We start from the raw sequence: 26,939 nt of genomic DNA, 5'->3' as shown, positions 1-26,939 counted from the left end.
AGGAGAATTACATGCCTACAGGAACAATCATCTTAATCGTTTCGATTGTTATTATTTTAATCATTGCCTATGTAGCTTGCTTGATTGTTCGCAAACGAAATGACAACCTTTTGGTTACACTTGAAGAACGTAAAGAAGAGCTATTTAACCTCCCTGTAAATGAAGAAGTTGAAGCGGTGAAATCCCTTCACTTGATTGGTCAAAGCCAGGTTTCTTTCCGCGAGTGGAATCAGAAATGGGTTGACCTGTCACTTAATTCATTTGCAGATATTGAAAATCATATTTTTGAAGCTGAGGGCTTCAACAATGCCTTTCGATTTATCAGTGCAAAAAATGCGATTGATAGCATAGAAAGTCAGATTGACTTAATCGAAGAAGATATTGATGCAATTCGACATGGCTTAATGGATTTGAAGGAGCAAGAAGAAAAGAATTCAGGTCGTGTGAAGCATGCATTGAATTTATTTGACAACTTGCAAGTGGCTGTTCATGAAAATGCCGATAGTTTTGGTGAAACATTACCTGAATTAGAGCGACAATTGAAGACAATCGAAGTAGAGTTTTCAGAGTTTGTCATGCTTAATTCTTCAGGTGATCCAATCGAAGCTTCTGAAATTCTTGATCGTGCAGAAGAACATATGATTGCTCTCAATCAAATTATGGAACGAATTCCAAGTTTGATTGAGAAAGTAACCAAAGATTTTCCGGATCAATTGGAAGATTTGGAATCGGGTTATCGTAAGCTTGTTGAGCAAAACTACTTGTTTACTGAATCAAATATTGAAGCTCAATTCCAGAATATTCGAGTTTCCATTCGTGAAAATACGGCTCTGATTGTATCTTTTGATTTGGATGCGGCAGAGGGAGAAAATCATGCCATTCAAGGCAAGATTGACTATCTCTACAAAGTATTTAACCGAGAAATTGAAGCTAATAGGGTTGTCACTCGAATTAGTAAAAACTTACCAAAATTCTTGGAACATGTTATGGAAAATACACGCGTCTTGGACGGTGAAGTTCAGCGTTTGAACAACCAGTACCTTTTAGCGGAAAGTAAACTAACTAGAATTAATCAATTGAAAAATCGTTTGAATTCTATTGAAATTGTAGTGACAGAAAGCGTTGAGGAAATTGATGCACCTCAGGTAGCCTATTCATTACTTGAAGAACGTCTAGAACATGCTCTTTCTATCTTGAAAGAGATAGAAGAAGAACAAATTGTTCTTGTTGACTACTTGAAGGCTCAAGAGCAATCAGAAAGCACAGCACGTAAGAAAGCGACTTTATACATCAATAAATTACATACTCTAAAACGCTTTATGGAAAAGAGGAACTTACCTGGCATTCCTGGTGAATTTTTAAGTAGATTCTTCAGTACGAGTGATCATGTCGAAAATTTGATTGCTGAATTGGATTATAAACGTATCAATATTGAAGCTGTCAATCGTTTGTTGGAAAATGCGACATACGATATGAATCAGTTGGAAGAGCTTGCATATTCGATAGTTCAGAATGCGACTCTAACAGAACAGTTGTTACAATACTCAAACCGCTATCGTTCCGCTGATGCATCAATTCAAGAAGCCTTTGCTCGGTCATTAGCTATTTTTGAAAAAGATTTTGACTATCAAGCAGCTTTTGAAGAGATTTCGTTTGCATTGGAAGTGGTGGAGCCAGGCGTAACAGAACGCTTTGTTCGTTCCTATGAGAAAACACGCGAAGCAATTCGTTACTAAATAGAAAGCCGTTTGGCTTTTTATTTTTATACAGGAAAGGATATGAAACATGACAAAAGGATTATTGGTTATGGATGTGGATTCTACACTGATTATGGAAGAAGGTATTGACCTTCTTGGCGAGGAAGCAGGTGTAGGGGAGCGAGTTGCAGCCATTACAGAGCGAGCTATGCGGGGGGAATTGGACTTTGAAGAAGCCTTGCGTGAACGAGTAGCCCTTTTGAAGGGCTTGCCGGTTACTGTGTTTGACCGTATCATGGAAAAGATTCATTTTACACCAGGAGCTGAGGACTTGGTTGCAGAATTAAAAAATCGTGGCTATAAGGTTGCCGTTGTTTCAGGTGGTTTTCATGAGACAGTTGATCGCTTGGCTACTCAGTTGGAGTTAGACTACGTTCGTGCCAATCGTTTAGAAGTAGTTGATGGATTCTTGACTGGTCGAGTTCTGGGGGAAATTGTGACTAAGGATACCAAGAGGGCGTGTTTAGAAGCTTGGGCTGCTGAAAATGGCCTAGCTCTATCTCAGACTATTGCAATGGGGGATGGGGCAAATGACCTACCTATGATTCAGCGAGCAGGAATTGGCGTGGCCTTCTGTGCCAAGCCAATTGTCCAAGAGCAGGCAACTTATCAAATCAATGAAAAAAATCTCTATAAGCTTATAGAGATTTTGGATGGTAAATAATATTGAAGTCAGCAATGTGCTGGCTTTTTCTGTATACTTATAGCAAGAGCTGTTTCAGGTTAGCTACCGTTTTGACGATACGAATAGCCCCTGACTCTTCCAGTTTTTTTATTGTACACAGCCATAATAGACAACGATAAAAGCTAGCTGGTTGGCTTAATTGGCTTCGATATCGTGTTAACTATCACTGACCATAATGGACTGAATATTTAACAGGAAAAGTCTACTAGCTCGTCCCTAGTAGACTTTTCCTGTTAAATATTCAGAATACGTTATCTGCTCTTTTAAGAGGATATAAGCTATTTTTAATAATTGATGTGCGAGTGCAATTGTTGCTTTTTGTGAACCACGCCGACTTTGAATCTGATAAAATCGGTCTGCTAGAGGACTTCCTTATGAAATTGACTGAGAAAATCGTGGCAAGCACGTAGGCCTTTAGTCGTTGTATCAAACGTAGCCATCTCACGCTTTGGACGAGTTGAGGTGAGTGGTCCGTGTAGGATACAGATAACGATATTGGCTTGATGGATATCAATATCTGCACAAGATTGATAGAGAAAATCCATGACAATTTCCTCCTTCTAAAAATATGAGAGCTTATCTACCGAATTTTAGTCGTATTTTTATACTCATGCCTATCGCAAATTTTGGGGGTACTCGTCAGTAGAGTGGATCAGTTATTCCCTCAATGAGTAACATCATTAACTCGTCAACTACAAAGCCCTCACTAAGATTATACACCTAGTGAGGGATTTATGTTCGTTTTTATTATTCTGTGGGTGAGGGCAGAGCCATCATGGATGTCTTTCCCAGCCTCTCGGCTAACTTCCTATTTCATAGTAGGAAGTGAAAAGGTCTGGGAGACCTTTTCAGCCAATCGCCAAGAAACTTGAAAGCGATTGGAACATCCTAGTGAAAACAATCCTAGCAAGCTACTCTTGCTTATTTCATCGTCGGAAATAGGAGTACATCCCGAATAGTAGTAGTATCTGTCAAAAGCATGCAGAGGCGGTCGATACCGATTCCGAGTCCGCCTGTTGGCGGCATACCGTATTCGAGGGCTTCGATGTAGTCGTAGTCCACACCTGTCGCTTCGTCATCACCCAATTCTTTGGCTTTAGCTTGGGCTTCAAAGCGTTCCAATTGGTCGATTGGGTCGTTCAATTCTGTAAATGCATTTCCGTATTCCTTGGTCATGATGAAGAGCTCGAAGCGGTCTGTGAAGCGTGGGTCTTCATCGTTTTTCTTAGCCAGTGGTGACACGGCTACTGGGTGACCATAGACAAAGGTTGGTTGGATAAGAGTTGCTTCAACGTACTCTTCAAAGAAGCTGTTGATGATTTGGCCCACTTCTGTGTGGTGTTTTTCCACAGGGACCTTGTGTTCAGTTGCAAGGGCTTTTGCTTCCTCGAAGCTCATCTCTTGCCAGAAGTCCACGCCAGTTTGTTCCTTAATGGCATCAACCATGTGGATACGCTTGAATGGTTCGTGGATGTTGATGACAGTATCCTGATAGGTCACAGGGCCATCGCCGACAACAGCCTTAGCTGTGTGCTGGATAATGCCTTCGGTCAAGTCCATGATGTCCAAGTAATCCGCGTAGGCTTGGTAAACCTCAATGGAAGTGAACTCAGGGTTGTGGGTCGCATCCATGCCTTCGTTACGGAAGATACGTCCGATTTCATAAACGCGTTCCATACCGCCGACAATCAAGCGTTTGAGGTGGAGTTCGGTCGCGATACGAAGCACCATGTCAATGTTTTGGGCATTGTGGTGGGTGATGAATGGACGGGCAGCCGCACCACCAGCTTCGTTGTGAAGGACTGGTGTTTCCACTTCCAAGAAACCAAGTCCGTCAAGGTAACGGCGGATTTCTGAGATGATTTTTGAGCGAGTTACAAAGCGGTCAAAGCTTTCACGGTTGGTAATCAAGTCCAAATAACGCTTGCGGTAGCGGGTTTCAATATCTGTTAAACCGTGGAATTTTTCTGGCAATGGACGGAGCGCTTTAGACAAGTGAGTCAACTTGCGAGCATGGATAGACAGCTCACCAACGTTTGTCTTGAAGACATCCCCCTCGACACCGATAAAGTCACCAAGGTCTGCTTTTTTGAAGATTTCATAATTTTCTTCGCCAACATCATCCTTACGAACGTAGATTTGAATCTGACCTTCGCGGTCTTGAATGTGAGCGAAACCTGCCTTACCCTTACCACGCTTGGTCATAATACGACCTGCGATGATAGCCGTTTGGCCCAATTCTTCTAAGTCTTCTTTCGATTTGTCTTCGTACTGGGCCTTCAATTCAGCTGAGTTGGCAGAACGCTCAAAACGTTTTCCAAATGGGTCAATGCCTTGTTCAGCAAGGGCCGTCATTTTCTCACGACGGACAATCTGTTGGTCATTTAATTCTTCAAAATGTTCAGTTGACATAAAATTTTCATTCCTCCAAAGTCTGTTCTTTCTATTTTATCATAGAAAAGAGAAAAAATCAGCAAAAAGAAAGCAGGTAACTGCTTTCTTAGTGAGATTTATAGCGAGTATCATTCCAAGCCAGCTCGGTAAAGTGTTCAAAGTCAGTTGTTTCCAAAATGCTTATGGAAGCATTATCCAAGCCACCGCGGTGACGGAGCTGGGCGGGTGTAAGTCCGAGCAGTCGGTGGATGGAAGCGGTTAGGATAGCTCCGTGGCTGACAATTAGGACCGTATCCATGTCTTGTCCTTTTAGTGATTGGACAAAGTCCACCATTCGTTGAGTTACCTGGCGAACGCTCTCAGCTTCAAATAAGTCATTGTTAAAAAGTGCTAGATTATGTTTGAGTGCCCAGGCTTGTTTGGGGTAGATGGCACGAAAAATTGCCATCTTGCTTCCTTCTAGCGTTCCAAAATTCCATTCACGTAGTTGTGGCGTGGTTAGAACGGTTTGGCAATGGTGATTGGCTTTAGCAATTTCTACGGCAGTACTATGTGCGCGCTGCAAATCACTAGAATAAATAGCATCAAAGGGGATTTCAGCAAGGTATTTGCCTAGTTTTTCTAAATCCTGATAAGATTCAGGCAAAAGAGCTGAATCACCAGAATAGCCTTGGAAACGCCCTTCTACGTTCCACTCTGTTTTTCCATGACGGACAAAATAGATTTTCAAGTCTAGTCCCTCCCCTCAATCAAATCGGCAAAGTCAGCTTTTACAAAATTAGCTAATACCTGACTGTCAATTCGAATCGACCGACCAATTTCTCCAGCAGACACAATCATCTGGCCTTTTTCGAGTGCAGACTGGTCAATGTAGATAGGGAAGTTGTGTTTTTGCCGTATTCCGACTGGATTGTTGGCACCGTGAACATAGCCAGTTGTCTTTTCCAAGTCCTTTTGTGGAATCATGCTGACTTTTTTATTGCCAGAAATTTTGGCTAATTTTTTCTCAGACAGGTGTTCTGTAATAGACACAATACCAATGACAGGTCCTGTCTTATCTCCTGTCAATGCCAGCGTTTTGTATATTTCGTGTTCTTCAATTCCTGGTGGAAGTTGACCTTCGAAGGCATTTAAAACAAGGCTATCATGATCGATCTTAGCCTTGTCTAATATTTGGTCCACCAAGGTTTTCTTTATTTTAACCTTTTTTGCCATTATTTATATTTTTCCTCAAGTTTACTCATCCAAAGCCCTAACCATGCTCCTAGTATAAATAGGACAATAGCAGCAATCCATGTAACAAAGTTCGCTCCAGCATAGGAAATTGACTCTTTATTATTTGCTTGTGGAATCAGAATCAGAAGAGTGGATGATGAGACGATACCAATAATAAAGTGATAAACACGTGAATGGTATACTTTCAGAGCATGATCCATGGCTTTTGAGAATGCGACCATTGCTAAGGCTCCACCAATAGCGATTGGCAAGAAGGTCCCCAACAAATCAAGTGACTTGAAACCATTTAGCATTGGCGTGTAGATACCTAAAATCAAGAGTAAGTTTGAAGGGCTAAGACCAGGTACTAGAATACCTAGTGCAATCAGCGCGCCTGCCAAAATAAAACTAGCAAAGTTTGCTGGAAGGGTTCCAACTAGGTTATTCAAATTATAGAGTAAGAGCCCAGAAATCACAAAAGTTCCGATCAACCAAGCCCAGTCAAGGCTATCCCGTAGGCTTTTAAGAGTTGACTCCTTTACCAAGCTTGGAACAGTTCCAACGATTGCCCCCGCAAAACCCCACAGTGTGATCACTTGAAAATGTTGTAAGAGATATTCAACAGGGAAGGAGAAGAGGGCAATTCCCAAAATACCACCAATTCCAACTGGAATAAAGTACAGCAGGTTTTCCTTAAAATCCTTGCGAATATTTGCCAAAAAACCAATCAGTCGTTCGTAAATTCCCAAAATAGCAGCCAAAACCCCGCCTGAGACACCAGGCAGAATGAAACCCAGAGCAATAATCATCCCTTTGATGATACGAGAAATCCAAGATGACATAAGACCTCCAAAAAATTTTTTTAACGCTTCATTATAACACAAAAATGAAAAAGGCCCTTAAAAGGAGGGCTTATTTCTTGAAGAAATTTGGTTGAGCTTTAAAGAGTAAGATGAGTAAGAAACAAGCTATGATGCTTGAAGGAAGAATATAGCTGATATTATAGGTAAAGGAATAGAGCCAGACAGGCACACCAGGTGTAGCGTAGTCAGCATAGAAGATGATACCAGATAGGAAGGTAGCAAGTAAGCGAATGCTACCACCAAGTAAACCAGAAAGGCTGATGATGAGGGAGGCTTCCTTCAATTCTTTTTGTTTCCTTAGAAGAGGAGACACTAACCCTGCTAAACCAATTCCTGCGTAAGAAAGCGCATAGTCAAGAAAAACTTGAAAGATATTCAAAAAGTAACCGCCATAGAAGAGTTGAATGGTTCCTACAATTCCACCTGTTAGCAAACCAGTCGTCAATCCATGTCTGAGGGCGACTAAGAGTATGGGGAGCATGACCAGTGAGACGGAACCACCTTGTGGCATGGTGAAGAGAGGTAACTTGTCAAAAACCAGAGCGATAGCAGAAAAAATAGCGATTTCTGTTAGAGTGGCAAGTTTAGATTTAGACATAAAAATACTCCTTTAATCTTGTTAGACAAAGGAGTGTTTATAGAGCAGTATCATCTCATTCTATAAAGCACACAATTCCTACGCTAGTTTTAACTAGATCAGGTTCGAGGATTTCGCAGTTGCGATCTCAGCCGAAGCACTCCTTTGTGTATATTTTTTATTAGAAAACTTTATTCAGGAACGGTGAATAATTTTTGATATACTTCATTAGGTTCCTTGAGAGTGGTGATGAGGTTGAGATCTAGATGGTATCCAAAACCATTAAGGTAACCTCGGGAAGTGTATTGGTGTAGGTCATAGTCTAGGTCTGTATTTGGTGCTGCATTGTAGTAACCGGAATCAGTTCCATATGTTGGAATCCAAAGAGCATCAAATTTATCAACATTAATACTATGATCTTCCATAAAGTAAGTACCTATGTAGATACCAATATTTTTAGCACCTAGTGTTTCTAGTTCCTTACGAAAGGCTTCAACACCAGCATTCATATCAGCCATGGTTTTTTCTTCGACATCCAACCAGTAGAAAGTTGGCTTAAACTTTTTGGACTTGTTATAAAAACTTCTGGCTTCTTCTTTCATATTTTCGATACTATTACCTGTGACATAGGCATAGACAGCTACAGGAATGTCTCGTTTTTGAAATTCAGTGATGTGTGTTTCAAACGCCTTATCAATTCCATTTGCATCTGTAGCAAGGTTGTCTTGCGTAGTATGTGAACCACTCTGAATACGTACAATTGCACCAGAGATATTTTGGCTTAATGTATCATAATCTATATCCGACGGACGCTGCCAAGCTGATACATCAATAATTGGTTTCATTTCTAATGCATTTTCGATGTAATAGCTAGAACTAGTACTTGTACTGGTTGAACTACTCGAACTTGTGTTAACTGTTACCGATTCGGTTTGTACGCTGGTTTTTTTACCTCCCTTACTCACAGTGCCGATTATAGCAATGAGGGCAAAGAAGGAAAAGAAAAATCCAATGACAATTAAGGGATCAATTTTCTTTCTCATCACAACTTATTTTAACGTAAAAATCAAAAAATATCAAAAAAAATAACTTTAAATTGGTAAAATTTTGTATAAAATATCGGTTGACAGCTAGTCTATAATAAGGTAGTCTATTTTTTAGAAAGAAAAGGATAGTAATCGGCATGTTGACAGCGAGACAGATTGGTAGAATTGTTACTTTAACAGCTCTATGCATAGTATTAAGGATTGTTTTTGGTCCTTTTCCAAATATCAAACCACTGGCGGCTATTTTCTTAGTTTCAATTAGCTATTTAGGCATTGTTGAGGCTACTTTGTTGATGGTGCTAACCATGATTTCGAGTGGTATATTATTTGGGTTTGGGATCCATATTCTTTGGCAGGTCCTTAGTTTTGCAGTTGTTCAAATTATATGGAAAGGTCTGCTTACTACTGGATACATAGACAAGGAGAGGACTATTCTTGTTCAAAGTATACTAGCGGGTCTGCTTGCATTTATGTATGGTCTAATTATCAGCATTTTTACAGCAATGCAATTTGGAATCTCTCTGATTCCTTTCTGGCTGAATGGTTTGTTCTTTGATATGATGCACGGTTTATCTACTCTATTTTTCTACCCAATTATTTTTCAAATTTTTAGGAGGTTCGACAAGTGAAAAAGATTATTGTATGTGTCACATTATTTTTGGTCAGCCTATTAACGGCTTGTTCAAATGGTGAAACAACTCCCTCTACGGATGTTCTGTATAAGGCGGTGATAGAGGTAACTGTCCAGGGAAATACATCAAGTAAAGAGGTCCAGTTTGAAAAAGGAGACACGGTTATGGATGTATTAGAAGACCATTATGAAATAGAAGAAGAAAGTGGTCTGGTAACAAGTATTGATGGTGTTAGTCAAGATGTAAGTACACAAACCTATTGGTTGTACAAAATTAATGGAGAATTCGCGGAAAAAGGTGCATCTCAGCAAGAGGTTGCCCAAGGGGATACAATCGAATTTTATCTAGAAAAGATGCAGTAAGAGGGACGAACGCTAGGTTCTGCCCTTTTCCTTTTGTAGCAATCTTGTTTTATCCCAGTTTTTCAAAGTTCACCCTTCCTCTGTTGTATCTAACCATTCCTTAAACCGTACATTTGGTGCATTTAACCATAGTCTACGGTAATTTTGATCAAATTGTGCTATAATGAAAGGTATACTCGAATGAAAGTTGGACAGGTATGAAGATTGATAAGCGTCATTTTTTAAACTATTCTATATTAATTCCATATATAATGCTGTCTGTCATTGGTCTTGTGATTGTATATTCTACGACCAGTGCTACTCAAATTATTAGTGGAGGCAATCCATTTAAGTCCGTGATAAGTCAAGGGGCTTTCTGGATTGTTAGCTTGATTTCTATCTATACGATATACAGAATGCGTATCAGCTTTCTGAGAAAAAATGTCGTTGTTTATTCTGTTCTCTTTATAGAAGTTTTTCTATTAGCGATTTCCCGCTTGTTTCCACAGGTTAAGGGGGCTCACGGCTGGATACCAATTCCAGGTGTGGGTAGTTTGCAACCAGCAGAATATCTTAAATTGATTATTATTTGGTACCTTGCCCATGAGTTCGCCAAGCAACAAGGTGATATTCGTGATAAGGATTATGAAGCTCTAACAAAAAATAAGTGGCTGCCTAGAAAATTTAATGATTGGCGAACATTGAGTTTCTTGATGTTGGCCTTGGTAATCACCCTTCCTGATTTGGGCAATGCTACCATTATCGCATTGGTCATTGTTCTGATGATTTCTGTCAGTGGTATTGCCTATCGTTGGTTTCTTGTATTTGTTGCGGGTATTGTTGCATTTTCAGCAGCTATATTGGGTTCAATCCGGATTCTAGGAGTGGAAACGGTAGCGAAAATCCCTGTATTTGGCTATATTGCGAGGCGTTTTGCTGCTTATTTTAATCCTTTTGAAAATGCGACAAGTTCTGGTTTGCAGTTAACGCATTCCTATTACGCCATGAGTAATGGCGGTTGGTTTGGTTTAGGTCTTGGAAATTCCATTGAGAAGAAAGGCTATCTTCCAGAAGCTCACAATGACTTTGTATTTTCGATTGTGATTGAGGAACTGGGTTTAGTCGGTGCCAGTCTGATACTTGCTATTTTGTTTTTCCTCATCATTCGTATTATCATTGTTGGTGTTCGTGCTAGAAGTCCCTTTAATTCTATGATGGCCTTGGGAATGGCTGGGATGTTACTGGTTCAAACCTTTGTCAATATTGGTGGTATTTCGGGAATGATTCCCTCAACAGGTGTTACCTTTCCTTTCCTATCACAGGGAGGATCCAGTTTGTTGATTATCTCTATTGGAATTGGGTTTATCCTCAATATTGATGCTACCGAAAAACGAAAATTACTAGAAGAACAGGAATATGGTTCTACTTAAAACAATGGGAGAGTTTGAAAATGTCGATTCAAAAATTAGAAAACTACAATAACAAAGAAACTATTCAAGAAGAAGTAGCGATTTTAACATCGATTTTAGAAGATGTTGCTTCTCAAATGATGCCTGCCGAGACCTTTAAAAAGATCATCGAATTATCTCAGTTGGCTCGTCAGGATGATTATCAAGCCTTGATTGCTATTATCAGTCAATTAAATAACGATGAACTAGCCGTTATTTCAAGATACTTTGCTGTTTTACCGCTTTTGATTAATATTTCAGAAGATGTGGATTTAGCTTACGAAATCAACCACCAAAACAATATTGATCAAGATTATCTTGGTAAAATTTCTACGACCATTGATATGGTTGCTAAACAGGACAATGCAGCTGAGATTTTGGAAAAACTCAATGTTGTTCCAGTTTTGACAGCACATCCAACACAGGTTCAACGTCAATCCATGCTGGACTTGACCAAACATATCCACGAACTGCTCCGTCGTTATCGTGATGTGAAAATGGGCTTGCTTAATAAGACTAAATGGGAAGATGAACTCCGTTGCTACATTGAAATTATCATGCAAACGGATATGATTCGTGAGAAGAAGTTGAAGGTGACCAACGAAATTACCAACGTCATGGAATATTACAATTCATCCTTCATAAAGGCTGTGACCAAGTTGCAACGTGAGTACAAACGTCTAGCAGCAGAGAAGGGAATTGAGTTGAACAATCCACGCCCAATTACCATGGGTATGTGGATTGGAGGAGACCGTGATGGAAACCCATTTGTTACAGCTGAAACCTTGAAACTTTCTGCTCTTACTCAGTGTGAAGTCATCATGAATTATTATGATGAACAACTGTATAAGCTCTATCGAAATTTCTCTCTGTCTACTTCTATTGTCAAGGTATCAACAGCAGTCAAAATGCTGGCTGAGAAATCAGAAGACAGTTCTGTCTATCGTGAAAATGAACCTTACCGCCGTGCCTTTCATTATATTCAGATGAAATTGGGCAACACACGTGATTACCTGGTACATAATAAGCCTTCTGAAATTCGCTATGAAAATGTCGGTGAATTTAAGGCAGACCTTCTTGCTATCAAACAGTCTTTGGTTGAGAATCGTGCAAGTGCCTTGATAAAAGGTGATTTCACAGAATTGCTCGAAGCCGTAGAAGCTTTTGGTTTCTACCTAGCAAGCATCGATATGCGTCAAGATTCGTCTATTCATGAAGCAAGTGTTGCAGAGCTTTTGGCATCTGCTCGCATTGTTGAGAATTATTCTAGCTTGTCAGAAGAAGCAAAATGTCACGTTCTTTTAAAACAATTAGAAACAGATCCACGTATTCTCTCAGCAACCCATGTTCCTAAATCAGAACAGTTGCAAAAAGAACTGGCGATCTTTGCTGCGGCTCGTGAATTGAAGGATAAGCTGGGTGAGGAAGTCATCAAACAGCACATCATCTCCCATTCTGAAAGTGTTTCTGACTTACTCGAGCTTGCCGTACTTTTGAAAGAAGTTGGTTTGGTGGATATGGACAAGGCGCGTGTGCAGATTGTACCATTGTTTGAAACCATCGAGGACTTAGACAATGCTTCAGCAACCATGCGTCAATACTTGCAACTTGACTTGGCTAGACGGTGGATTGCAGGCAACAAATATTACCAAGAAATCATGCTTGGGTATTCTGATTCCAACAAGGATGGCGGCTATCTTTCATCAGGCTGGACACTCTATAAGGCTCAAAATGAATTGACTCAGATTGGTCAAGAATTCGGTGTAAATATCACCTTTTTCCATGGTCGAGGTGGAACAGTAGGTCGTGGTGGTGGACCATCTTATGATGCCATTACTTCACAGCCTTTTGGCTCCATCAAAGATAGAATTCGTTTGACCGAGCAAGGTGAGGTAATTGGTAATAAATACGGAAATAAAGATGCTGCCTACTATAACTTGGAAATGCTTGTTTCGGCTACGCTTGACCGAATGACGACACAAATGATTACAGATGCAAACGAGATTGATGGTTATCGTGAGACCATGGACGAAATCGTAGCAGATAGTTATTCTATTTATCGTGATTTAGTCTTCAACAATCCTCATTTCTACAATTATTTCTTTGCAGCAAGTCCAATTCGTGAGGTATCTAGTCTAAATATCGGTTCTCGTCCAGCTGCTCGTAAAACCATTACGGAAATTGGTGGACTTCGTGCCATTCCTTGGGTATTCTCTTGGTCGCAAAACCGTGTCATGCTTCCTGGTTGGTACGGAGTAGGCTCCAGCTTTAAACGCTTTATTGACAAAGACCCAGCCAACTTAGCAAAATTACAGAAAATGTATGAAAGCTGGCCATTCTTCCGTTCACTCCTATCGAATGTTGACATGGTTCTGTCCAAATCCAACATGAACATTGCCTTTGAGTATGCGAAAATGTGTGAGAGCGAAGAAGTAAGAAATATCTTCCATATTATCTTAGATGAATGGCAGTTGACCAAGGATGTTATCCTGTCTATTGAGCAAAATGATGCGCTACTGGCAGAACTTCCTTTCCTCAAGGCCAGTCTAGACTACCGTATGCCATATTTCAACGTCCTCAATTATATTCAGATTGAACTGATTAACCGCCTTCGTCGTGGTGAACTCAGCAAGGAACAAGAAAACCTCATCCACATCACCATCAACGGTGTGGCGACAGGTTTACGAAATTCTGGTTAATCTTATTTAAGCAACTTCTTCGGAGGTTGCTTTTTTAATACGGTAAAGGATATAATATTTTTAAAAAATGTGTAACCAAATAAGATCCTGTTCGTTTTATTAGTGAAAGGAGGAGATGGGCATCAAATTAGATGAATATGAAAAAGAAGTCATCGGTATTGCCGAGGAGATTTCCTACTATTTACAAAAATCAGGCGCCACATTTGCAGATAGTCAGGATATAGCCCAGGATGTACTAGTGAAAATCTTAGAAGCAGAACTTGTCCTTCCTTTTGATAAATTACGAGCCTGGCTTTATCGTTCGGCAGTTAGAGCCTACATCGACAAATACAGGAGGGACAAGCACTATCATGAAATTCTACAAAGGGAATTTTTTACTAGAGAGCAAGTATTGGTTTATGACCAGGATGGTTATGAAGAACTCTATCAGGCGGTCGCAGACTTACCATCCAAGTATCAGCATATCATTGACCTTTATTATTTTCAGGATATGAGTGTCAAAGAGATTGCCCATATCTTAGGATATAGTCAGAGTTTGGTGAAAATCAATCTTTACCGCGGTCGAAAACTTCTAGCAAAAAACTTAAAAGAGAAAGGGTATGAATATGAAAACTTTTGAAATTGCAACAAAGAAAAGTAAGAAAAAACACTTATGGAAAACAGTTGGTCTATCTACATTAGGGCTCTTGCTGATAACGGGGGCGACCTTGAAGACCTTGCAGATTTTGACTGCCAATAATGGTGAAAAAATCTATCAAGAACACGAATTATTGTCACAAGTTGCCTATCCAAACATTGAATACTCAACCTACTATTATAAAGCGACCTCTCTATTTGCTGGAGCTGTCCATGCAGATCGCCACAAAGACTTAGCAGGGGTTCCAGTTGCCTTTGGTGACTATGAATACCACTATGATTGGTTGGGAACGTATTTGAATTTTTCTCAGGATGGACCTTCTTATAAGGGAGAAATTGCCTATGATCGTCAAACCTGGTCAAAACTCCCTCTCTTCTATAATACGGAGAAAGTTGACACAGATGACTTTGCAACTGTTCCAAGTCAAGAACTTTCTTTAGTGAAAGACATGCCCAATCAGCTAGTAGAAGTAGCCATCACCTTTGACAAAAAATATAGTTTTGGAGACTTGCAGACCATGCTTCCTCAAAATTTGAAAAAGAATTGGTACTGGATTGGAACAGCTTCTAAGGAGAACACAGCTGATTTCCGCATTGATCAGTTGTTTGGTTTTCAAGGAGAGGCTCTAAAGGTTTATGAACCAGATGCTGAATTACCAACAGAAGCAGCTGCATGGAATCCTTTAACACCTATGAAAAAAATGACTGAACAGTATAATCATTATATAGGGGAATACGCACTCGTCACAGATGTCAAAACTTTCTTGGACAAATTTGGTAAAACGGACTTCTCTAAACAAGAAGAGATTGACCAGTTGGAGTTTGCAGGCATTATCCTAACAGGCAAAGCAGAAGATTTTGCACAGCTTGAGGGCAAGGACTGGATCTATGCTTCGAGTATCGGAGCTAGCCTCCAAAATCAGCCCTATTATCAATTAGATTTAGAATAAATAATAAAAAAGATAGAAAATGCTTGCAATTCTGCCACAATTTGATAGAATAGTAAGGTAAAGTTAGACCGTATTGCCTACTGTCTATCTATAAAATATATTTTATTGGAGGCTTTTACCAAAATGGCAAAAGAAAAATACGATCGTAGTAAACCCCACGTTAACATTGGTACAATTGGACACGTTGACCACGGTAAAACTACTTTGACAGCAGCTATCACAACTGTATTGGCACGTCGCTTGCCTTCATCAGTTAACCAACCTAAAGACTATGCGTCTATCGATGCTGCTCCAGAAGAGCGCGAGCGCGGTATCACTATCAACACTGCACACGTTGAGTACGAAACTGAAAAACGTCACTATGCTCACATCGACGCTCCAGGACACGCGGACTACGTTAAAAACATGATCACTGGTGCTGCTCAGATGGACGGTGCGATCCTTGTAGTAGCTTCAACTGACGGTCCAATGCCACAAACTCGTGAGCACATCCTTCTTTCACGTCAGGTTGGTGTTAAACACCTTATCGTTTTCATGAACAAAGTTGACTTGGTTGACGATGAAGAATTGCTTGAGTTGGTTGAAATGGAAATCCGTGACCTTCTTTCAGAATACGATTTCCCAGGTGACGATCTTCCAGTTATCCAAGGTTCAGCTCTTAAAGCCCTTGAAGGTGACACTAAGTACGAAGACATCGTTATGGAATTGATGAACACTGTTGATGAGTACATTCCAGAACCAGAACGCGACACTGACAAACCATTGTTGCTTCCAGTCGAGGACGTATTCTCAATCACTGGTCGTGGTACTGTAGCTTCAGGACGTATCGACCGTGGTACAGTTCGTGTCAACGATGAAATCGAAATCGTTGGTCTTCAAGAAGAAAAATCTAAAGCAGTTGTTACTGGTGTTGAAATGTTCCGTAAACAACTTGATGAAGGTCTTGCCGGCGATAACGTTGGTGTGCTTCTTCGTGGTGTACAACGTGATGAAATCGAACGTGGTCAAGTTATCTCTAAACCAGGTTCTATCAACCCACACACTAAATTCAAAGGTGAAGTTTACATCCTTACTAAAGAAGAAGGTGGACGTCACACTCCATTCTTCGACAACTACCGTCCACAGTTCTACTTCCGTACAACTGACGTAACTGGTTCAATCAAATTGCCAGAAGGTACTGAAATGGTAATGCCTGGTGATAACGTTACTATCGACGTTGAATTGATCCACCCAATCGCCGTTGAACAAGGTACTACTTTCTCTATCCGTGAAGGTGGACGTACTGTTGGTTCAGGTATGGTTACAGAAATCGAAGCTTAATTCGATTGAGTTCCCAGATATAACAATTATTTGTCAGACAACAAAAATTGTAACTCTCTACTTTTGGGTAGAGAGTTTTTCTGTAAGTATTCATAAAATGTACGGAAATGCTTTATCCTTGCCTGATTTTATGCTATAATGGGCTTTGTAAAATAAAAAAGAAGAGGTATGTGAAATGTCACGTAAACCAATCATTGCAGGAAACTGGAAAATGAACAAAAATCCTCAAGAAGCGCAAGCTTTCGTTGAGGCAATTGCAGGAAAATTGCCTGCTGGCGACAAGATTGAAGCAGCTATCGCAGCTCCAGCTGTAGATTTGAACGCTCTTTTGTGGTTCGCTAAAGATTCTGAATTGAAAGTTGCTGCTCAAAACTGCTACTTTGAAGATGCTGGTGCCTTCACTGGTGAAACTTCTCCAAAAGTATTGGCTGAAATGGGCGTTAACTATGTGGTTATTGGTCACTCAGAGCGTCGTGATTACTTCCACGAAACTGATGAAGATATCAACAAGAAAGCACACGCTATCTTCCGTAATGGTTTGACACCAATCATCTGTTGTGGTGAGTCACTTGAAACTTACGAAGCTGGTAAAGCGGTTGAATTCGTAGGTGCACAAGTTTCTGCAGCCTTGAAAGACTTGACTGCTGAACAAGTAGCGTCACTTGTTATTGCTTATGAGCCAATCTGGGCAATCGGTACAGGTAAATCAGCTACTAAAGACGATGCACAAAACATGTGTAAAGCTGTCCGTGATGTTGTTGCAGCTGACTTCGGTCAAGAAGTGGCAGACAAGGTTCGCGTTCAATACGGTGGTTCTGTAAATCCATCAAACGTTGCTGAATACATGGCATGTCCAGACGTTGACGGTGCGCTTGTTGGTGGTGCTTCACTTGAAGCAGAAAGCTTCCTAGCATTGTTGAACTTCTAATATCACTCTCAAAACCATCCGTGTCTGCACGGGTGGTTTTTTGTCAGCAAAATATCATCCATCGATAAAAAGTACAGGGATAGCAATTCTCTATGTGCTATGATGTTGTAAGGAATTCTGAGAACTGGTTCTGAAGTTGAACAGAACCTTAGATAAAGATTGTTCAGACAAGCTATTTGTGTAAATTAGGAAAAGGATATATTTGAGTGATAGTGCCAGCAACTCGCTCTCAAAAAACTTCAGAGGTCTCAAATTTATAATTTTAGAGATGTCCTATTTTTAATTCAGTTTGCAATATTTTGGGGTTAGATATTAAAAAGCATCCATTCTTTTTTAGTGTTTGGATGCTTTTTGATTAATAGTGATTTTATAGTCTATTGAATTAGCTTTCAGAAAAATATCTGAGGGTAGGGTGCTAGTATGGTCTTGTGGTTGTAATAGGATGAAAGTGTAATTTGCAAATGAATTCGATTCTGTAGAGTAGTTCAAGACGAAAGTGACAATGAAATATATAAACGAAAATTCAAATGACTGCAGATGTGTTGATTCTCGGACAGTTCTTGTGTTATGCTTGCTTTGTCATCAAAAATAAGAAGTATGGTGATCCAATGGCCGTCACCACTAAACCTGTTGGAATTCCGGTTCCGACTAGAATCGATCGAGCAATCATGTCAGCTAGTAGCATAAGAATGGCACCAAGTAGCATTGATAGGGGAAGGCTATATTGGTGTTGTTTTCCAATTAATTTTTGAGCTAGGTGGCTGGCTACCAGTCCAACAAAAGCTGTATTTCCTACCAGAATAGATGATAGACTGGCTAAGCTTGTTGCTAGGATGAGTATGAAGAGTCTCTCTTGTTTCATTTTTAAACCAAGACCAATAGCTACCTGATTATCAAGTTGGAAAATATTTAATGGTTGATAGCGAATAATCGTAACAAACCATAAGAGTATGAGTAAGGGGGAAGTCAAAGTGATGAGTTGCCAATTATCTCCAACGTATCTTCCGGAGAGCCAGCCGATAAGGTTGTCTAATTTATATGGGTCAAATTGCATCATGAGATGAATGGTGCTACTCATTAGAAGGCTGGAAAGGCCCACTCCAGTAAGTATTAAACGGTGTGCTTGAAGAGTTTGCCTTGGTTTGATGGCTAGGAAGAAAACGATAGCAGTTGCCAAAGCTCCACCTGTAAGAGCCAGAAAGGGTTGAAATACTAGACTGTTTATGTTCCAAGTGGTTGCAAGGGTAAGGAGAAAACCCGCACCCGCATTTACCCCTAAGATGCCTGAATCTGCCATAGGATTGCGTGTTAGGGTTTGAAAGAGGTGGGCACTTAGGGCTAGGCTTCCCCCTGCCATAATGGAAACGACAAGTCTAGGTAATCGAATATTCAAAAATATTAATTGAGTGGTCCTGTTTGCATTTCCGAGTAGAAGGTGAATGAAATCTGGTATTCCTAATTTGGAATAAGCAAAAACAATTGATAGACAGGATAGAAGGGTGAATAATGAGAGAACAAGCCCGAAAATTTGTTTTTTAGTCATTTGTCCCTCCTGTTCTAATTAGCCAAATAAAAATGGGAAAACCAACGAGATGAATGATACTGGATAAAGGTATTTCATAGGGAGGGTTAAGGGTTCTACTCAACAAATCTACCCAGATGAGAAAACCGGCACCTGCTAGTCCAGATATAGGAAGTAAAAAACGGTAGTCTTTTCGCATAAATCTTAAAAATAGATTTGGTATGATGAGCCCAACAAAATATAAGCTACCAACCAATGCAACGGATGAGGCAGATAGTAAGACAACGATAAATAGAAAGACTAGCGTCATTCTTTGAGTGTCTTGGCCTAGAGAAGTAGCTAGGCTCTTATCTAAGCTGAGAATGGTTAGGGAATGAGCAAAAATCTGAATAATGATTAATCCAAAGAGAATTGGAAGACTGAACCAGCCTAGCTGTTGCCAGTTACTAGTTGTTAAACTGCCGGCCTGTAATCCTAAAATATGATTTGATAACTGATAAACCAGAGCTAGTGATTGACCAAGCGATTGGACCAGAGCGGTTATCATCAATCCGGCTAGTATTAATCTTAAGGGATTCTTGTTTCCTCCTGCTTGACCGAATAATATGACTAGTCCAGCTACCAGTCCAGCACCTATTATACTGACTAGAAGGGATAGGAGAGAGGAGGTATCTGGAAGGAGTATCATTTTTATTAATAAGAAGAGTCCAGCACCAGCAGGGATACCGAGTAAACTTGGGTCAGCTAATGGATTACGTGTAATGGCTTGCATGACTGTACCAGAAACGGCTAAACTAGCCCCGACCAAACCAGCAGTCAGTAATCTTGGGAATCGTAAATCGAAAATAATATCTTGAAGGCTAGAAGATTGGAATGGATTTTCCAATACAGAAAGTAGTTCTCCATGGGAGTAGTTTTTTGCTCCAAACCGCAAACTAAGATAGCTGCCAAGCAGGATGAATAAGATTAGAATGAAAAAAATAGGGAGAGGTGCTAGTCTGGCCTTTGAGCCAACTAGGACCAGTTCCCTATTTGTTTTCTCCAGTGGTTTATTTGCCATAGAGATTCCTTATTTTGATGTTATCATTTTTGTTAATAGCTCTAATTGGTATTCAAGTGAGATAGGGTCGTTGAAGTAAAAGGCTTTTGTATCAACCTTGAGAATATGGTTGTCTTGTACTGCTGGTAAATTTTTCCAACTGTCGCTATTTTCAAGACTGGTTGCCAAGCTTTGATCTTCAACTGCTAGAATAATATAATCTCCGGCATAGTCTGCAAGCACTTCTTGTGAAACAGCTAAGAAACCTGGTCCGAAAACTTCATCTTTTACCTTTTGTGGTGCGGTAAAACCAAGTTCCTGGTGAATGATCTCGCCACCACGTCCCCAGTTATTACCGAATAGATAGAGGTCTTTGCCCAAGTAACCCATAATGGTAAAGCTAGCATCTTGACCTGTTACTGCTTTGATTTTCTCGCTTGCAGTAGTGATTTTTTCCTTCCAGTTTGTTTGCCATTCCTGTGCTTGATCCTCTTTTGAGAAAATCTTACCGAACACAGTTAGAGTCTCTAGATAGGAATGTTTGCCATATTCAAGGGCAATTGTCGGTGCAATAGCAGCCAATTGCTCCAGTTGTTCATCAGTAGAAGAGGTAACGATGAGGTCAGGTTCTAAGGCTGTGATAGCTTCTAAATCTTCACTGGTGACAGTTTGAGTATTCTTCAACATATCCTTAAAAGCGGGGTTATTGATATCATAAGATGTAGCACCTACCACATCAAAACCTAGTTGTAGCAGGTAGCCGGTATTGGCAAAGTTTAGACTGACAACTTTTTTAGGTTGAGCAGGAATTTCACCGTAATAGGTAATGCCTTCGATCGTTGGCATGCTAGATACAGCTGTTTGGCTTTTATCTTGGGAAATAGCCGAGCAGGCAGTCAGTAAAATCAATCCGAGCAATAAGCTGATGAGTGTAAAAAAACGTTTCATAAAATCTCCTTTTAGTTTGTTTATTCTATGGGGAAATAGGTAGTGAGAAGGGGATAGCCGTAGTGACTTGCAGGTAGAATTTCTGCCTCAACTTGGAAAATCTGTCGCAGGTTGTCAGCAGTAATAACCCTTTCTGCCTGGCCTTGACAGACGATTTGTCCCTCTTTCATGGCAATGATATAGTCAGAAAAACGAGCAGCATGGTTAATATCATGGAGAACCATGACGATTGTTTTTTTGTATTGCTGGTTTAGTTCCTGCAATAAAAGTAGAACTTCAAGCTGGTGATGCATGTCAAGATAGGTCGTTGGTTCATCTAAGAAGATGAGGTCTGTATCTTGTGCGAGAGCCATGGCAATCCATACTCGCTGGCGTTGCCCACCAGAGAGTGACTGAATAGGGAGAGAGGCAAATTCTCTCGTATTTGTCTTATCAAGTGCCCAGTCAATCTTTTCTCTATCTATTTTTGTTAGACGACCAAACTGATTTTGATGTGGAAAACGTCCATAAGATACCAAATCATAGACTGAGATTCCTTCTATGCTATCTTGCATCTGTGGCAGGAGGGCTAATTTACGAGCGACTTCCTTTGTATCTAATCGGTGGATATCTCGACCATCTAATAGGACTACTCCTGTTTTCAGAGGTAGTATTCGACTGAGTGACTTGAGCAGGGTTGACTTGCCACAGCCATTTGGACCGATAATACTGGTAATCTTTCCTTCTGGCACGTCAATAGCTAAATCAGATAGGACCAACTTGTTATCATAGGCAACGGTCAAATCCTCAGCTAGTATATCTACCATATAGACTTTCTCCTTTTCGTTTGGACTTCCATTATATCATAGCTTTTTATTAAAAAGAAGAGTTTTCTGAAAATTTTAATATTGTTAAGAATGATTACAAAAAAGGGGAATGGTAATGAGATACCTGTAATATCATATATTAAATGGTATTTTAGGATATCTGTAACAACACTATAATATATTAAAAAAATATAATTGTAACACAAAGTGATAAATTTGATCATATATGTGACAATTCACTAATATATAATTGGTATGTAAAGAAGTATTTAGGTAGATTTCTTCACTAAAAATTTGGAAATATCTATGATATTTAGTATCTGTTTATGATGATTTAGAAAAGAAATATCGTCCTGACTTTGGACGTTGTGCCTATTCTTCTATCATGATGTTCAAGTAAATCCTATTGAAATACATCTAACAGTTGTCCGTCAAGGTCAAATAAAATAGTCTGATACATGGAAGCCTCCTTTTGTCCAGTATATCATGTTTTAAGGAAATACTCGAATTTTTCTTGAAAGACCTGGAAAGGAGTGCTACAATTATATAGAAAGGTGGGATATCTATGCGTATTCTAATTGCTCCAGATTCCTTCAAAGAATCTCTCTCAGCAGCAGAGGTTGCTAAAGCCATAAAGCAAGGGTTTTCAAAGGTCTATCCCCAGGCAAGTTATGATTTGCTTCCCTTGGGTGATGGAGGTGAAGGAACCCTCGACAGTCTGACACAAGCCTTGGGTTTAGAGAAATACCAGACAGAAGTGACAGGACCATTTGGGGATAGGATATGTATTACCTATGCAATGCGAGATGGTCTTGCTGTATTTGAAATGGCTGAGATAGTAGGACTAGCCAGTATTCCGCTAGAAAAAAGAAATCCTTTGCTAGTTTCTACTAGAGGAGTGGGTGAACTGCTGGTTGAACTGGTGCAGAAAGGTGCCGACCAGTTTTTCATCGGAATTGGTGGCTCTGCCAGCCATGATGGTGGCATAGGAATGGCAGCAGGTCTTGGTGTAAAATTCTATGACAGAGAGGATCAGGAACTGGAAGCCATCGGTGCCAATCTGGGTAAGATTGCGGACTTTTCCACAGAAGATATGGCCATTGAATTGTCTGCTGTTCAGATTGACTTGATAACTGATGTGGACAATCTACTCTGCGGACCTCAAGGAGCTACCTATATTTTTGCTGGTCAGAAAGGACTGGATTCTACGAAGTTTGAGCAAGTCGATAGAGAAATGGAAAGATTTTATCAACTTGTCAATCCAGCTATCTTGACACTGGCTGGTGCTGGTGCAGGAGGCGGTATGGCGGCAGGGTTGGTGCAATTTGCAGGTGCCCGCATCCAAACTGGCATAAACTTTGTTCTGGATCAATTAGATTTTGACAAGCGAGTAGCTGAGGCTGACCTAGTTATTGTAGGTGAGGGACGAATGGATGCCCAGAGTTTGGCAGGAAAAACACCTATCGGAGTGGCACGACGTACCCCAATAGGCATTCCAGTCATTGCCATTTGTGGTAGCTTAAAGGATAATCTTCCCGATTTTCCTTTTGAAAATATCTGCGCCGCATTTCCCATTATTGCTGAAGTTGATGACTTAGAAAATACGCTTAAAAAGGGAGAAAAAAACCTGGTCCGCACAGCAGAACAGGTGGCAAGAATTCTTCAGTTGGGAGGGCAACAAAGATGGAATTAGTGAAATATGTGGCTATTACCTTATTTATTTTTATTTGTCTTGCAAAGCTAGTATCCGTTTTGAGACTTTCCGAAAAAGAAAGAGGAATGGAAACGAATGTAATAAAGGCAAATGGAACAATGTTCTTTTTCAATGAAAAAAATGAAAGAGGCAGATTGCTAGGAATCCTTTGTCTAACCTGTATTATTTTTGCTTTAATATTAATACTGCTTTATCGATAAATAAGTTTAACCAAATAATTTTTTCCAGAAGGAAGGTTTGCTATCTTCCTTTTTTTCTTCCTTCTTGACAAGATTTGGAAAGATAACTTCTAAGTTAATTTCTTCTAAGTCAACTGCATGATCTGTATGGAAGACCAGAGCGTAGGGAGATTTACTAACTTTCTCATCGATGATGGAAGAAGTAATTCCAAGGGCTTGAGCGAGTTTCATCAGGGAAATTTGTTGCTTGTCCGCCAGGGAGGGAGAGAGTTTAAGAAAGAGAGGTATGTAGCTATTTGCTAGCTTTTGGCAGATGGTGTCGAATGCCGATATGACAAGCTCATTTGCTAAGTCCTCGAAGGTGAGAAGAAGAACAACGCGCTCGCGATAAGTTCCCATGTATAAGCGCTGTTCATCAGGGTTTAGGCGGGTTTCGCCAGAGGCTTTTTGTAGGATAGTAGTATGTAAATCAGTCATAATTTTAGTATAGCATATCCCAGTAAAAATGCAAAGGAAGGCGTTTACATTATTTCTTTCAGTAAAATAGCCTATTTTTTCTTGAAAAATCTCTTATTTTAGGGTATGATAGCAATGTAACTATTTTAAACTCAAAGGAGAGTAATATAATGTCAATTATTACTGATGTTTACGCTCGCGAAGTCCTTGACTCACGCGGTAACCCTACACTTGAAGTTGAAGTTTATACTGAATCAGGTGCTTTCGGACGTGGTATGGTTCCTTCAGGAGCTTCTACTGGTGAGCACGAAGCAGTTGAGCTTCGCGACGGTGACAAATCTCGTTACCTTGGTCTTGGTACTCAAAAAGCTGTTGACAACGTAAATAACGTGATTGCTGACGCTATCATCGGTTATGACGTTCGTGATCAACAAGCTATCGACCGCGCTATGATCGCTCTTGACGGTACTCCTAACAAAGGTAAATTGGGTGCAAACGCAATCCTCGGTGTTTCTATCGCTGTTGCGCGTGCAGCTGCTGACTACCTTGAAGTGCCACTTTACACTTACCTTGGCGGATTCAACACTAAAGTATTGCCAACTCCAATGATGAACATCATCAACGGTGGTTCTCACTCAGACGCTCCTATCGCTTTCCAAGAATTCATGATCTTGCCAGTTGGCGCTCCTTCATTCAAAGAAGGTCTTCGTTGGGGTGCTGAAGTATTCCACGCTTTGAAGAAAATCTTGAAAGCTCGTGGTTTGGTAACAGCTGTTGGTGACGAAGGTGGTTTCGCTCCTAAGTTCGAAGGAACTGAAGACGGTGTTGAAACAATCATCGAAGCTATCGAAGCTGCTGGTTACGAAGCTGGCGAAAACGGCATCATGATCGGTTTCGACTGTGCGTCATCTGAGTTCTACGACAAAGAGCGTAAAGTTTACGACTACACTAAATTCGAAGGCGAAGGCGCTGCTGTTCGTACATCTGCAGAGCAAATTGACTACCTTGAAGAATTGGTTAACAAATACCCAATCATCACTATCGAAGATGGTATGGATGAAAACGACTGGGATGGCTGGAAAGCTCTTACTGAGCGTCTTGGCAAACGCGTTCAATTGGTTGGTGACGACTTCTTCGTAACAAACACTGACTACCTTGCACGTGGTATCAAAGAAGGTGCTGCTAACTCAATCCTTATCAAAGTTAACCAAATCGGTACTCTTACTGAAACATTCGAAGCTATCGAAATGGCTAAAGAAGCTGGTTACACTGCAGTTGTATCACACCGTTCAGGTGAAACTGAAGATTCAACAATCGCTGACATCGCAGTTGCAACTAACGCTGGCCAAATCAAGACAGGTTCATTGTCACGTACAGACCGTATCGCTAAATACAACCAATTGCTTCGTATCGAAGACCAATTGGGTGAAGTTGCAGTCTACAAAGGCTTGAACTCATTCTACAACTTGAAAAAATAAAACAGTCTGGTAGACTGTTTTATCCCCGAGCTAGCATAGCGAGGGTTATAGTAAGAACAAGTCCGAAAATTTTCGGACTTGTTTTTCAATGTCTGGTAGACCGTTTTATCCCTGAGCTAGAATAGCGAAGGTTATAATAAGAACAAGTCTGGAAATTTCCAGACTTGTTTTTCGCAGTACAGTGTACTAATTTATCTCCGAGCTAGCATAGCGAGGGTTATCACAAGAACAAGTCCGAAAATCTTCGGACTTGTTTTTCAATGTCTTGTAGACTGTTTTATTCCCGAGTTAGAATAACAAGGGATAGTAAAACCTCTTGGTTTTCCTAGGAAGTTTTCTTTGCATTACTATAAAAATATGATATCCTAAAATGAAATAATACTAGTGTAAGTGTCCGTAGATTGAATGTAAATGGAGAGCGGGATGATAGAGTGGATATTTTTTGATTTAGGTTCGACGCTTTTAGATGAAGAGGCTGCTTATGGTTATTATATAGACAAGTGTGTGAAGAAGTTAGAGTCTCTGGATATAGAGGTTTCATCAGATTCTTATAAAAAGAAAATGGCGGAGTATGCTCATCAGTCGCTGGATCCAATTCGTGCGACCTGGCACTATTTTGCACCGACCGAGCCACGTCCTTTATGGACAAATGAAGGGATAAAGCTCTATTCAGAAGTACGAGAGGTTCTTGAAACATTATCAAAACACTATCGATTGGGGATTGTTGCAAATCAGTCTAGTAGTGTTAGAGAACTGCTTAAAGAGTGGGGAATTGAGTCATATTTTCAACTCATCATCCTCTCTGAAGAGGTTGGGCTATCTAAACCAAATACAGCTATTTTCACACTTGCCTTGCAAAAGGCAAACATCCCTGCTGATAGAGTTGTCTATGTTGGGGATAGGTACGATAATGATATTCTACCTGCTAAATCTTTGGGAATGAGGACTGTACGGATACTGACAGGTTTTGGAAAGCATGCCAGTGAAAATGGAAAAATGAAGAGTGATTGGGTAATACCTTCATTGCAAGAGATAACAAATATTTTTGAACAAATAAAAAACTAGACTGAATATTCTCTGCCTAGTTTTTCCATGTATTAGAACAAGCCTTTAACCTTGTCCAAAAGTCCGTTTACACCTTCAGAACCTGACAACAAGCCTTTTGCTTGCTCCAAGTATTCGCCGAAGTTATCTTTGTTTTCTTCGATGAATTGTTTTGCGCCGTCAAAGTCTTTATTCGCGATAAGTTCTTTAACTTGATTAAATAAATCTACTGGATTCATGTATCTCACCTCCTATAGATATA

Annotated in this window: 26 protein-coding genes, 1 pseudogene and 1 riboswitch; of the genes and pseudogenes, 14 read left to right on the top strand and 13 right to left on the bottom strand. The window is 40.2% G+C overall.

What is annotated here, in order from left to right; genetic code table 11:
- The first annotated feature begins 11 nt into the window (after positions 1-11).
- Together ezrA and serB are read left to right on the top strand one after the other, a co-directional pair.
- Positions 12-1,736, top strand: a complete 1,725-nt coding sequence (ezrA, locus tag NF418_RS06565; RefSeq protein ID WP_256778920.1) for a septation ring formation regulator EzrA — start codon at positions 12-14, stop codon at positions 1,734-1,736.
- 49 nt (positions 1,737-1,785) lie between these two features.
- Positions 1,786-2,421 (top strand): phosphoserine phosphatase SerB, encoded by a 636-nt coding sequence (serB, locus tag NF418_RS06560; RefSeq protein WP_256778919.1) that lies wholly within the window; start codon positions 1,786-1,788, stop codon positions 2,419-2,421.
- A 383-nt stretch (positions 2,422-2,804) separates the two neighbouring features.
- On the opposite strand, the pseudogene NF418_RS06555 reads toward serB, so the two are convergent.
- The 7 genes and pseudogenes from NF418_RS06555 to NF418_RS06525 all read right to left on the bottom strand — a co-directional run.
- A pseudogene (locus NF418_RS06555) lies at positions 2,805-2,987 on the bottom strand (IS110 family transposase); the annotation flags it as partial.
- A gap of 376 nt (positions 2,988-3,363) precedes the next feature.
- On the bottom strand, positions 3,364-4,854 hold the full coding sequence (lysS, locus tag NF418_RS06550) for a lysine--tRNA ligase (protein WP_256767901.1): 1,491 nt from the start codon (positions 4,852-4,854) through the stop codon (positions 3,364-3,366).
- Positions 4,855-4,942: 88 nt separating this feature from the next.
- Positions 4,943-5,566, bottom strand: a complete 624-nt coding sequence (locus tag NF418_RS06545; protein WP_256778918.1) for a histidine phosphatase family protein — start codon at positions 5,564-5,566, stop codon at positions 4,943-4,945.
- A 2-nt stretch (positions 5,567-5,568) separates the two neighbouring features.
- A complete protein-coding gene (locus tag NF418_RS06540) occupies positions 5,569-6,051 on the bottom strand; it encodes an aminoacyl-tRNA deacylase (RefSeq protein ID WP_256778917.1) in 483 nt (160 codons plus the stop codon).
- Entirely contained in the window at positions 6,051-6,893 is an 843-nt protein-coding gene (locus NF418_RS06535; protein WP_256778916.1) for a DUF368 domain-containing protein, read from the bottom strand. The genes NF418_RS06540 and NF418_RS06535 overlap by 1 nt, the downstream gene beginning before the upstream one ends.
- A gap of 70 nt (positions 6,894-6,963) precedes the next feature.
- Positions 6,964-7,512 carry an energy-coupled thiamine transporter ThiT gene (thiT, locus tag NF418_RS06530; protein WP_256778915.1) on the bottom strand — a complete coding sequence of 183 codons (549 nt, stop codon included), beginning with the start codon at positions 7,510-7,512 and terminating at the stop codon, positions 6,964-6,966.
- Positions 7,513-7,570: 58 nt separating this feature from the next.
- Positions 7,571-7,666, bottom strand: a riboswitch (TPP riboswitch).
- 16 nt (positions 7,667-7,682) lie between these two features.
- Complete coding sequence (locus NF418_RS06525; protein ID WP_172000757.1) at positions 7,683-8,534, bottom strand: glycoside hydrolase family 25 protein; 852 nt, start codon at positions 8,532-8,534, stop codon at positions 7,683-7,685.
- A gap of 140 nt (positions 8,535-8,674) precedes the next feature.
- Between NF418_RS06525 and NF418_RS06520 the strand changes: the two genes are divergently transcribed.
- The 8 genes from NF418_RS06520 (at position 8,675) to tpiA (ending at position 17,491) form a co-directional block, all read left to right on the top strand.
- Positions 8,675-9,166: a hypothetical protein gene (locus NF418_RS06520; RefSeq protein WP_256778914.1), complete on the top strand. Its 492-nt coding sequence runs from the start codon at positions 8,675-8,677 to the stop codon at positions 9,164-9,166.
- Positions 9,163-9,531 (top strand): DUF4430 domain-containing protein, encoded by a 369-nt coding sequence (locus NF418_RS06515; protein WP_256778913.1) that lies wholly within the window; start codon positions 9,163-9,165, stop codon positions 9,529-9,531. The genes NF418_RS06520 and NF418_RS06515 overlap by 4 nt, the downstream gene beginning before the upstream one ends.
- Positions 9,532-9,728: 197 nt before the next feature.
- A complete protein-coding gene (ftsW, locus tag NF418_RS06510) occupies positions 9,729-10,940 on the top strand; it encodes a cell division peptidoglycan polymerase FtsW (protein ID WP_256778912.1) in 1,212 nt (403 codons plus the stop codon).
- Positions 10,941-10,960: 20 nt separating this feature from the next.
- Positions 10,961-13,657, top strand: coding sequence for a phosphoenolpyruvate carboxylase (gene ppc / locus NF418_RS06505; RefSeq protein WP_256778911.1), 2,697 nt, complete (start codon positions 10,961-10,963; stop codon positions 13,655-13,657).
- A 115-nt stretch (positions 13,658-13,772) separates the two neighbouring features.
- Positions 13,773-14,276, top strand: a complete 504-nt coding sequence (locus NF418_RS06500; protein ID WP_256778910.1) for an RNA polymerase sigma factor — start codon at positions 13,773-13,775, stop codon at positions 14,274-14,276.
- On the top strand, positions 14,257-15,243 hold the full coding sequence (locus NF418_RS06495) for an anti sigma factor C-terminal domain-containing protein (RefSeq protein WP_256778909.1): 987 nt from the start codon (positions 14,257-14,259) through the stop codon (positions 15,241-15,243). Before NF418_RS06500 ends, NF418_RS06495 begins: the two co-directional genes overlap by 20 nt.
- 123 nt (positions 15,244-15,366) lie before the next feature.
- Complete coding sequence (gene tuf, locus NF418_RS06490; RefSeq protein ID WP_004298711.1) at positions 15,367-16,563, top strand: elongation factor Tu; 1,197 nt, start codon at positions 15,367-15,369, stop codon at positions 16,561-16,563.
- Positions 16,564-16,738: 175 nt separating this feature from the next.
- Positions 16,739-17,491: a triose-phosphate isomerase gene (gene tpiA, locus NF418_RS06485; protein WP_004298713.1), complete on the top strand. Its 753-nt coding sequence runs from the start codon at positions 16,739-16,741 to the stop codon at positions 17,489-17,491.
- A gap of 565 nt (positions 17,492-18,056) precedes the next feature.
- Here tpiA and NF418_RS06480 read toward each other — a convergent pair.
- From NF418_RS06480 to NF418_RS06465, 4 genes are read right to left on the bottom strand one after another with little or no spacing between them, the layout of a single operon-like run.
- Entirely contained in the window at positions 18,057-19,034 is a 978-nt protein-coding gene (locus NF418_RS06480; RefSeq protein WP_256778908.1) for a FecCD family ABC transporter permease, read from the bottom strand.
- Positions 19,027-20,073, bottom strand: a complete 1,047-nt coding sequence (locus NF418_RS06475; RefSeq protein WP_256778907.1) for a FecCD family ABC transporter permease — start codon at positions 20,071-20,073, stop codon at positions 19,027-19,029. Before NF418_RS06475 ends, NF418_RS06480 begins: the two co-directional genes overlap by 8 nt.
- Before the next feature lie 9 nt (positions 20,074-20,082).
- A complete protein-coding gene (locus NF418_RS06470; RefSeq protein WP_256778906.1) occupies positions 20,083-21,000 on the bottom strand; it encodes an iron-hydroxamate ABC transporter substrate-binding protein in 918 nt (305 codons plus the stop codon).
- 20 nt (positions 21,001-21,020) lie between these two features.
- On the bottom strand, positions 21,021-21,806 hold the full coding sequence (locus tag NF418_RS06465; RefSeq protein WP_256778905.1) for an ABC transporter ATP-binding protein: 786 nt from the start codon (positions 21,804-21,806) through the stop codon (positions 21,021-21,023).
- Positions 21,807-22,371: 565 nt separating this feature from the next.
- Between NF418_RS06465 and NF418_RS06460 the strand changes: the two genes are divergently transcribed.
- Both NF418_RS06460 and NF418_RS06455 read left to right on the top strand, forming a co-directional pair.
- Positions 22,372-23,499, top strand: coding sequence for a glycerate kinase family protein (locus NF418_RS06460; protein WP_256778904.1), 1,128 nt, complete (start codon positions 22,372-22,374; stop codon positions 23,497-23,499).
- A complete protein-coding gene (locus NF418_RS06455; protein ID WP_105117417.1) occupies positions 23,490-23,720 on the top strand; it encodes a hypothetical protein in 231 nt (76 codons plus the stop codon). Before NF418_RS06460 ends, NF418_RS06455 begins: the two co-directional genes overlap by 10 nt.
- A gap of 6 nt (positions 23,721-23,726) precedes the next feature.
- Here NF418_RS06455 and NF418_RS06450 read toward each other — a convergent pair whose 3' ends face one another.
- Positions 23,727-24,176 carry a DUF1694 domain-containing protein gene (locus NF418_RS06450; RefSeq protein WP_256778903.1) on the bottom strand — a complete coding sequence of 150 codons (450 nt, stop codon included), beginning with the start codon at positions 24,174-24,176 and terminating at the stop codon, positions 23,727-23,729.
- 149 nt (positions 24,177-24,325) lie between these two features.
- Between NF418_RS06450 and eno the strand changes: the two genes are divergently transcribed.
- The gene (eno, locus tag NF418_RS06445) at positions 24,326-25,633 is read left to right on the top strand and encodes a surface-displayed alpha-enolase (protein ID WP_099871461.1); all 1,308 of its coding nucleotides are present in this window, start codon (positions 24,326-24,328) and stop codon (positions 25,631-25,633) included.
- 423 nt (positions 25,634-26,056) lie between these two features.
- Positions 26,057-26,698, top strand: a complete 642-nt coding sequence (locus NF418_RS06440) for an HAD family hydrolase (protein WP_256778902.1) — start codon at positions 26,057-26,059, stop codon at positions 26,696-26,698.
- A 32-nt stretch (positions 26,699-26,730) separates the two neighbouring features.
- Here NF418_RS06440 and NF418_RS06435 read toward each other — a convergent pair whose 3' ends face one another.
- Positions 26,731-26,916, bottom strand: a complete 186-nt coding sequence (locus tag NF418_RS06435) for a hypothetical protein (protein ID WP_105106809.1) — start codon at positions 26,914-26,916, stop codon at positions 26,731-26,733.
- Between the last annotated feature and the right edge of the window lie 23 nt (positions 26,917-26,939).

Origin of the sequence: Streptococcus suis, from assembly GCF_024509555.1 — a bacterium.
In the GTDB taxonomy this organism is placed as follows: domain Bacteria; phylum Bacillota; class Bacilli; order Lactobacillales; family Streptococcaceae; genus Streptococcus; species Streptococcus suis_AD.
The sequence above is the reverse complement of the archived record's forward strand: the minus strand, read 5'-3'. Positions and strand labels throughout refer to the sequence as shown.

Excerpts from the sequence above, each read along its gene's own strand:
- ezrA (WP_256778920.1), top strand. The coding sequence starts at position 12 with ATGCCTACAGGAACAATCATCTTAATCGTTTCGATTGTTATTATTTTA.
- serB (WP_256778919.1), top strand. The coding sequence starts at position 1,786 with ATGACAAAAGGATTATTGGTTATGGATGTGGATTCTACACTGATTATG.
- lysS (WP_256767901.1), bottom strand. The coding sequence starts at position 4,854 with ATGTCAACTGAACATTTTGAAGAATTAAATGACCAACAGATTGTCCGT.
- NF418_RS06540 (WP_256778917.1), bottom strand. The coding sequence starts at position 6,051 with ATGGCAAAAAAGGTTAAAATAAAGAAAACCTTGGTGGACCAAATATTA.
- NF418_RS06535 (WP_256778916.1), bottom strand. The coding sequence starts at position 6,893 with ATGTCATCTTGGATTTCTCGTATCATCAAAGGGATGATTATTGCTCTG.
- thiT (WP_256778915.1), bottom strand. The coding sequence starts at position 7,512 with ATGTCTAAATCTAAACTTGCCACTCTAACAGAAATCGCTATTTTTTCT.
- NF418_RS06525 (WP_172000757.1), bottom strand. The coding sequence starts at position 8,534 with ATGAGAAAGAAAATTGATCCCTTAATTGTCATTGGATTTTTCTTTTCC.
- NF418_RS06520 (WP_256778914.1), top strand. The coding sequence starts at position 8,675 with ATGTTGACAGCGAGACAGATTGGTAGAATTGTTACTTTAACAGCTCTA.
- ftsW (WP_256778912.1), top strand. The coding sequence starts at position 9,729 with ATGAAGATTGATAAGCGTCATTTTTTAAACTATTCTATATTAATTCCA.
- ppc (WP_256778911.1), top strand. The coding sequence starts at position 10,961 with ATGTCGATTCAAAAATTAGAAAACTACAATAACAAAGAAACTATTCAA.
- NF418_RS06500 (WP_256778910.1), top strand. The coding sequence starts at position 13,773 with ATGGGCATCAAATTAGATGAATATGAAAAAGAAGTCATCGGTATTGCC.
- NF418_RS06495 (WP_256778909.1), top strand. The coding sequence starts at position 14,257 with ATGAATATGAAAACTTTTGAAATTGCAACAAAGAAAAGTAAGAAAAAA.
- tuf (WP_004298711.1), top strand. The coding sequence starts at position 15,367 with ATGGCAAAAGAAAAATACGATCGTAGTAAACCCCACGTTAACATTGGT.
- tpiA (WP_004298713.1), top strand. The coding sequence starts at position 16,739 with ATGTCACGTAAACCAATCATTGCAGGAAACTGGAAAATGAACAAAAAT.
- NF418_RS06480 (WP_256778908.1), bottom strand. The coding sequence starts at position 19,034 with ATGACTAAAAAACAAATTTTCGGGCTTGTTCTCTCATTATTCACCCTT.
- NF418_RS06475 (WP_256778907.1), bottom strand. The coding sequence starts at position 20,073 with ATGGCAAATAAACCACTGGAGAAAACAAATAGGGAACTGGTCCTAGTT.
- NF418_RS06470 (WP_256778906.1), bottom strand. The coding sequence starts at position 21,000 with ATGAAACGTTTTTTTACACTCATCAGCTTATTGCTCGGATTGATTTTA.
- NF418_RS06465 (WP_256778905.1), bottom strand. The coding sequence starts at position 21,806 with ATGGTAGATATACTAGCTGAGGATTTGACCGTTGCCTATGATAACAAG.
- NF418_RS06460 (WP_256778904.1), top strand. The coding sequence starts at position 22,372 with ATGCGTATTCTAATTGCTCCAGATTCCTTCAAAGAATCTCTCTCAGCA.
- NF418_RS06455 (WP_105117417.1), top strand. The coding sequence starts at position 23,490 with ATGGAATTAGTGAAATATGTGGCTATTACCTTATTTATTTTTATTTGT.
- NF418_RS06450 (WP_256778903.1), bottom strand. The coding sequence starts at position 24,176 with ATGACTGATTTACATACTACTATCCTACAAAAAGCCTCTGGCGAAACC.
- eno (WP_099871461.1), top strand. The coding sequence starts at position 24,326 with ATGTCAATTATTACTGATGTTTACGCTCGCGAAGTCCTTGACTCACGC.
- NF418_RS06440 (WP_256778902.1), top strand. The coding sequence starts at position 26,057 with ATGATAGAGTGGATATTTTTTGATTTAGGTTCGACGCTTTTAGATGAA.
- NF418_RS06435 (WP_105106809.1), bottom strand. The coding sequence starts at position 26,916 with ATGAATCCAGTAGATTTATTTAATCAAGTTAAAGAACTTATCGCGAAT.